This window comes from Kitasatospora sp. NPDC127067 (genome assembly GCF_042724755.1).
Taxonomy (GTDB): Bacteria; Actinomycetota; Actinomycetes; order Streptomycetales; family Streptomycetaceae; genus Kitasatospora; species Kitasatospora lactacystinica.
Genome location: NZ_JBHXEM010000238.1, coordinates 1 through 5,795, shown reverse-complemented (window position 1 = coordinate 5,795; position 5,795 = coordinate 1). Strand labels below are relative to the sequence as shown.

Genomic DNA, 5,795 nt, shown 5'->3' with positions numbered 1-5,795 from the left:
CCGGCGGCCGGTACCGGCGCGGCGCCCCCACCGCTGGGGCCCCCCCCCACCCACGTACGTGGTAGCGGGGACAGGATTTGAACCTGCGACCTCTGGGTTATGAGCCCAGCGAGCTACCGAGCTGCTCCACCCCGCGTCGGTGAGCCCGAGTCTACGGCACGATCCGGTGATCACAAACCGGATTCCTGCGCGGCCCGTGCTGGCGGGGTCAGCGGGGGCAGGGCCTGGAAGGCGCGGCGGGTCTGTGGTTTAGCCGGGACGTTCTCGGCCTGGCCGCGTCGAGGGTCTCGCCGAGGGTGAGGTGGTGCAGGTACGCGGTGGTGGCGCTGCCGGAGCCGGCAGCGAACTGCCACCAGAACTGGGCGGTGTCCATACGGTTGGTGACGAGCAGCAGGCTGCCGAAGACGAGCGCGCCTTCGGGGTGAACCTGGTCGGAGTTGATGAGCCGGCCGAGGGAGCGGCCGGCCTGGGGTGCGTTGAGGACGAGGGCAACGGCCAGGTCGAGTTCGTGGAATGCCTGCTCGTGGTCGGACGGGAAGGGGGCCGGAGCCGCCGTGATGTGGGCGGCTGCGGCAGGCGGCGCGGTGCTGGTGCAGGTGAAGACCCTGGCCTCGGAGGCATCCGTGTGGGGCGGTTGTGTTCGGTGCCTGCTGGGGCCGGGGGCGCGTTCGCGCGCCGGCGGGTTGCCGGTGCGCGAACGCCCTCGCGTGGTGTTGCGGTGGGTTGTCTGCGCGGGTGTGTGCGGGTCAGTACTGGGTGGTGGCGGTGACGCCGCTGAACGCGGTCCTGCCGTAGAGGCTGAGGTAGCGGTAGCCGGCTGTCGAGTTGGTGACGGTGATGTTCTGGGTGCCGGTGCTCTTGGTGGAGGAGGCGGTGTGGGCGGTGTTCGAGGCCCAGGTGTCGGCGTTGTAGTAGAGGTAGGCCGTGCCGGTGCCGCCGGTCGTGGTGACGTCGAGGGTCACGGTGCCGGCGGGCATGTAGATGCACAGCCGGTCCAGGCGCGGGAGTAGGTGCACCAGTACGATCGCAGCGGCGGCCGCCAGCTGCTCGGGTCCTTGTCGGCCTTCGCCCGGTTCGAGGCGGCGGAGACCGCGACCAGCTAGGTCGGCTGCCGGCAGGTGAGCTCGGCCGCGGGCAGGGGCAGCGATTCCGGCAACCGGATCGGTGCGTGGTCCAGCAGGAGAACGCCCTCGCTGTCCCGGATGGTGAGGGCTTCTGCGGGCAGGGCCGCGAGCCGGGTGAGCTCTTGGCCGAAGAGGTAGTGGATGGCGCCGCGGTGCGGAGGTCGAGCGGGAGCCGTACTGCACAGAACTCATGCCGAGATCGAACTCAGTGCACTCTCATTTCACATTGCGAGATCCAGAGCAATCGACACGACTCGGCCAGTCGGTCGTTTCCGCAGGTCAGCGAGGCGCTGACCTGCGTCAACCTCCGAGACATCGCAGTGGCCTGGGAAGGGCAGGGCTTCGCGCCCGTCGCCCCGGACGAGCTGCACTACCAGGACACAGGGGCACGACGCTCCTCGTTCCAGTCCTACGCCCAGGCGGTCGACTGGAGGGATCGGGGCCACGTGGAGCGGGCTCTGCTGGTCTTCGAGGAGCTGATGCGGGTCGCCCGGCGTGATGAGTGGCAGGGCAAGTGGCTGGAGGACCTCACCGTCCCGCTGGAGCGGGACGGCCTGAGGGTCGACGAACGAGGCCGGATCCTCTGGACCAAGCCACCGGCTCGCACCCACGACCTGAGCGGTCTCCGGGGCCCTTCAGGCATCCTCGCCGAGCTCGACCGCGTCCACCGCGACCTCTCCGACGACCCCGCCGGCGCCATCGGCAGCGCCAAGCAGCTGATCGAGGCCACCGCCAAGACAGTCCTGCGCGAACGCGGCCTGCCCGTCGACGAGAACGCCAAGATGCCCGCCCTGATCAAGCAGGCCCAGAAAGCCCTCGCTCTGGACGCCTCCGCCGCCTCAGCGCCTCGCCCGCAGTACAGCATTCGGCCCACCAGTGCTCCACCGAAGACGACCTCGCCCATGCCGACCAGCGAGGACTGGATGGCCAGCGCCGTGCCGAACGGGCCATGGTGGCCACCGCCCCCAGCAGCAGCGTTCTCACAGGGGGCCCTGGCCTCAGGCTGGCAGTGCGCCGAAGGTGGCGTTTAGAAGGCTCGCTAAAGTTGAGTGCCACCTTGTCAAGAAAGCTTTTGTGGCGCTATAACTTTCTCGTCGAGGTGCCCGGGCGGGAGAACAGGGCTGGGCAGGTCCGGCGCCATGCCGTCCGTGGGCACCCGTGACCGTTCACGACTGTGAGGAGCTGATCCCCCTTGCTGATGCGTACCAACTCCCTGCGCGACCTCGACCGGCTCTCTCCGCAGCCGGTCGGCACTGTCTCCCAGCCGGCGGGGATGCCGCTGGTCGCCTACCGCGACGGCGAGGTGTTCGTGCTGTGCCTGGATCTGCCGGGCATCGACCCGCAGACCGTTGACCTGGACGTGGAGCGCAACGTGCTGACCGTGCGCGCGGAGCGCGCGTCCGGGCTCCCGCAGGGTGCGCAGGTGCTGGCGGACGAGCGGGTGCTGGGCCGGTTCTCCCGGCAGGTGCTCCTGAGCGATGCACTGGACACCGACCGGATCGAGGCCGACTACGACCAGGGCGTGCTGAGCGTGCGCGTGCCGATCAGCGAGAAGGCCCGCCCCCGCAGGATCACCATCACGGCCAAGGCCGAACGCGAGGCCATCTCCGTCTGACCCCGGCGGCGCGGCCTGGACGTTCGTTCCCAGTCCCTGCCGCGCCGACCGGCCGCCGCCCTGCCGGGTGTCGCTCGCCTGCACCGGCGAGCACCCTGGGCGCCAGCGGACCCGTTCGTACGGGCCCGGACCCACCTTCCGGTCCGGGCCCGTACGGCGGGCCGCCAGCGGGGTGCCCGGCGTGGTCCACGGCCGGCCGCCCTTGCCCGGGTGCGGTCGCGTGCGCGGCCTTGGGCGCGCACGGTTGAACCATGGGGATCGTGGTTCTGCTGGAGCTGGTTGAGCCGTTGGACGCGCGCATCCTGGGGGTGGGCGGTGATCCGGTGGACGTCCTGTCGGTGCGCCGGGTCCACGCCGCTCTCTCGGATCCGGATGCCCCCGATGGCCCGGGGCCTTCGACCGCGTGCGGAATGGACACCGGCGCGATGGTGGTCGAGCGATGGAGCCCGGAACGGCCGGGGCAGGGGTGGCATCCGCCGCGTTGGGCCGGATACGTCTGCCTGACCTGTGATGCCGCTGTCCGCGCCTTCTGATTCAGGAATGCGGCGGGCCGGCTGGGCCTATCGGGCCCGCGGCGGACTGTCATCGTCGTGGGGGGTGTCGATGGCGTCGCGCAGGGCGGGCAGGTCCGTGATGGCGGCCTGTTCGGCGAAGCGGGCCAGAAGCCTACGGAGGCCCCGCTCGTCCCGGTCTCGGACTGCTTCGCCTATGGCCGCCGCCAGCGACGCTTGGGTATGGGGGTCGGGGGTGCGCACCTGCCGCGCGGCCTGCGGCCCTTCCACCGCTCGCCTCCCGTTCACTTGTGGTCCTGGCCGCTGGGCGCGGCGTCTCCCGTCCTTGCACGGCTGCGGCGACCGGCCGCCCCACCCCGTGCGGGGCGAAGACTACCTCCCCAACCGGCACCGAAAAATCTATGCCCGCCGGAGTAGACATTGCCGCGCACCGTGGTTAATGTTTCTCTCGTAGACGAGGTCAGCGGTACCCGCCAGACACGAACTGGCGGGCAGCAGTACAGAAGTTCGCAGGTAGGAACGGTTGCAGGGTCCTGAAGCCAGGGATGGTGCAGGACGGCGACGGGACTGGCGGCCGGGCCAGGTGGCCCGCAGGCATCAGGGGTCGCCACCGAGCGGTACCGCAGTTCGGTAAGCGCAGTACCAGCAGTGTGAAGTCGAGTTGGGCAGTACCAGCAGTCGAAGTACGCGGTATCCCGGTGAAGGCGCCCAGACTGCGGGCGCGCGCGCTGGGAGTCCGGCAGTGGGGTTCCAAGCCGAGTGGTTAGCAGGACGGGCGACGGGGCTGGCTGCCGGACCCGGTGGACCGCAAGGACCGCCACAGCAGCACCGAGTGGTTGGCACTACCACGCAGTTCGAAGTACAAGCAGTTCCGCAGTACCAAGCAGTTCGCAGTACCAGGCCAGTACAGAGGATGAATGGAGGGGACAGAGCGCCATCAGGATCGCCCGGCCCGTGAGGAAGTCGCCCGGGCGGAATCCGAAGACCCCAAGGCAAGGACGGTGGTTTCCGGTCACGCATACGCGATCCCCGCACACCCCCTCCCCCGGGGCAGTGCGGATACAAGGAAGCCGGCCACAAGGCCGGCAGATGGTGTAAAACCCTTCGGGGCCCCGGGAGCCGAAATGGCCCCGGGGCCCCTCAGCGCGTCCCCGGACACAACAACAAGAAGAGGTGCAGTGACCACGGCAACCATTCGACCGCATACCCCCGACTCCCTCGACGACGACGACTACCCCGCCTACACCATGGGCCGCGCCGCCGAGATGACCGGCACCACCCCCGGCTTCCTGCGAGCCCTCGGCGAACACCGCCTCATCACCCCCCTGCGCTCCGACGGCGGCCACCGCCGCTACTCCCGCTACCAACTACGCATCGCCATGCGCGCCCGCGACCTCGTCGACCAGGGCACCCCCATCGAAGCCGCCTGCCGCATCGTCATCCTCGAAGACCAACTCGAAGAAGCCCTGCGCATCAACGAAGAGCTCCGCCGTTCCCCGCGCGGCCAGGAGTCCGCCGCCGACACCTGACCCGCCTGCCAGGCCGACGAGACCGGTCCGCGGTGAGCGACGGGCGCTCACCGCAGGCCGCCCCGGGACACGACTACCCCTCAGTCCCCGATCGCCGGCCGACCGTTCTCCAACGGCCAGGCTGCCCAACCCCCTGTCTCACTGGCGCGGACCGGTTCCAGGCCGCCCGGACCTTGACTCGGGGGGGCGCTACGGTGGGGTTGCGCTGCCGAACGCGGGTCGTCAGGCAAGTCGCCCGCTTTGCGGGCGCCCCGGCCCGCCCGAGACCGGGGCTGCGAGGAGTACTTCGGTGGCGGTCCCCGCGGAGTCCGACTCCTTGCCCTCGACATCCGCCTGCGACCGGGGACCGGCGCCCTGGTGTTCGACGCGATGGGCGACCGGGACCAGGACAGCGGCCGAAATGCTGAACGCCGTCGCGGACAGCGCCCTGGGCACGCGACTGCCGGCGCGTCGGCGCCGGCAGGGCGGGCCTAGAAGCTGAGCAGGCCGATGGCGTGGCCGTCGGGGTCGACCACCGGCCACGTGTCCAGGCCGCGGGCGCGCATGGCGGCGGCTGCGGTGTCGGCGGGCATGTCGGCGGTGGCGAACGGGGCCTGGTCGAGGGCGATGTCGCGCACGGGGGTGCGCTCGGTGGCCCGGGTGCGGGTCTGGAACGGGGCGAGGTGCATGCGGGTCAGCAGCCCGGCGCAGCGGCCGTCGTCGTCGCGGACCAGGAGGTGGTCGGCGCCGGAGCTGTGCAGGATGTCGATCGCCATGTCGACCATGACGTCGTCGCTGATCTGCAGCTCGGGGTGTCTCATGAGGTCGCCGACCGTGGCGGTGGTCGCGGGGTGTTCGAGGGTGAGGGTCATGGGCGGACTCCTTGGTGTCGGTTTCCGCCGGGGCCGGCGGTGGTCGGGGCCTCGGCGGTGGGATGGCCGGCGGGGTCCGCCGGAGCGGGCCGGGACTCGTGTTTCGCGCTGGTGAGTCGTGGGGGGCAGGCTCCCGGCGGGCGGCCAGGCCCACCCCAGGCACC

Annotated in this window: 6 protein-coding genes and 1 tRNA gene; 4 read left to right on the top strand and 3 right to left on the bottom strand. The window is 70.8% G+C overall.

Going from position 1 to position 5,795, the window contains the following annotated elements:
- Positions 1 to 59: 59 nt before the first annotated feature.
- Together ACFWJ4_RS40570 and ACFWJ4_RS40565 are read right to left on the bottom strand one after the other, a co-directional pair.
- Positions 60 to 136: transfer RNA gene (locus tag ACFWJ4_RS40570), tRNA-Met, on the bottom strand.
- Positions 137 to 746: 610 nt separating this feature from the next.
- A complete protein-coding gene (locus ACFWJ4_RS40565) occupies positions 747 to 1,016 on the bottom strand; it encodes a pre-peptidase C-terminal domain-containing protein (protein WP_380554250.1) in 270 nt (89 codons plus the stop codon).
- A 428-nt stretch (positions 1,017 to 1,444) separates the two neighbouring features.
- Here ACFWJ4_RS40565 and ACFWJ4_RS40560 point away from each other — a divergent pair, with 428 nt between their 5' ends.
- From ACFWJ4_RS40560 to ACFWJ4_RS40545, 4 genes are all read left to right on the top strand, one after another.
- Complete coding sequence (locus tag ACFWJ4_RS40560) at positions 1,445 to 2,155, top strand: hypothetical protein (RefSeq protein ID WP_380554247.1); 711 nt, start codon at positions 1,445 to 1,447, stop codon at positions 2,153 to 2,155.
- Positions 2,156 to 2,316: 161 nt separating this feature from the next.
- Positions 2,317 to 2,739 (top strand): Hsp20/alpha crystallin family protein, encoded by a 423-nt coding sequence (locus ACFWJ4_RS40555; protein WP_380554244.1) that lies wholly within the window; start codon positions 2,317 to 2,319, stop codon positions 2,737 to 2,739.
- Between the two features lie 260 nt (positions 2,740 to 2,999).
- Positions 3,000 to 3,272 (top strand): hypothetical protein, encoded by a 273-nt coding sequence (locus ACFWJ4_RS40550; protein ID WP_380357442.1) that lies wholly within the window; start codon positions 3,000 to 3,002, stop codon positions 3,270 to 3,272.
- A 1,226-nt stretch (positions 3,273 to 4,498) separates the two neighbouring features.
- On the top strand, positions 4,499 to 4,780 hold the full coding sequence (locus ACFWJ4_RS40545; protein WP_359913448.1) for a MerR family transcriptional regulator: 282 nt from the start codon (positions 4,499 to 4,501) through the stop codon (positions 4,778 to 4,780).
- 470 nt (positions 4,781 to 5,250) lie between these two features.
- On the opposite strand, the gene ACFWJ4_RS40540 is transcribed toward ACFWJ4_RS40545, so the two are convergent.
- Entirely contained in the window at positions 5,251 to 5,631 is a 381-nt protein-coding gene (locus tag ACFWJ4_RS40540; protein ID WP_380554241.1) for a CBS domain-containing protein, read from the bottom strand.
- Between the last annotated feature and the right edge of the window lie 164 nt (positions 5,632 to 5,795).

Bases quoted from the DNA above. Each gene is read 5' to 3' on its own strand.
- ACFWJ4_RS40540 (WP_380554241.1), bottom strand. From the start codon at position 5,631: ATGACCCTCACCCTCGAACACCCCGCGACCACCGCCACGGTCGGCGAC.
- ACFWJ4_RS40545 (WP_359913448.1), top strand. From the start codon at position 4,499: ATGGGCCGCGCCGCCGAGATGACCGGCACCACCCCCGGCTTCCTGCGA.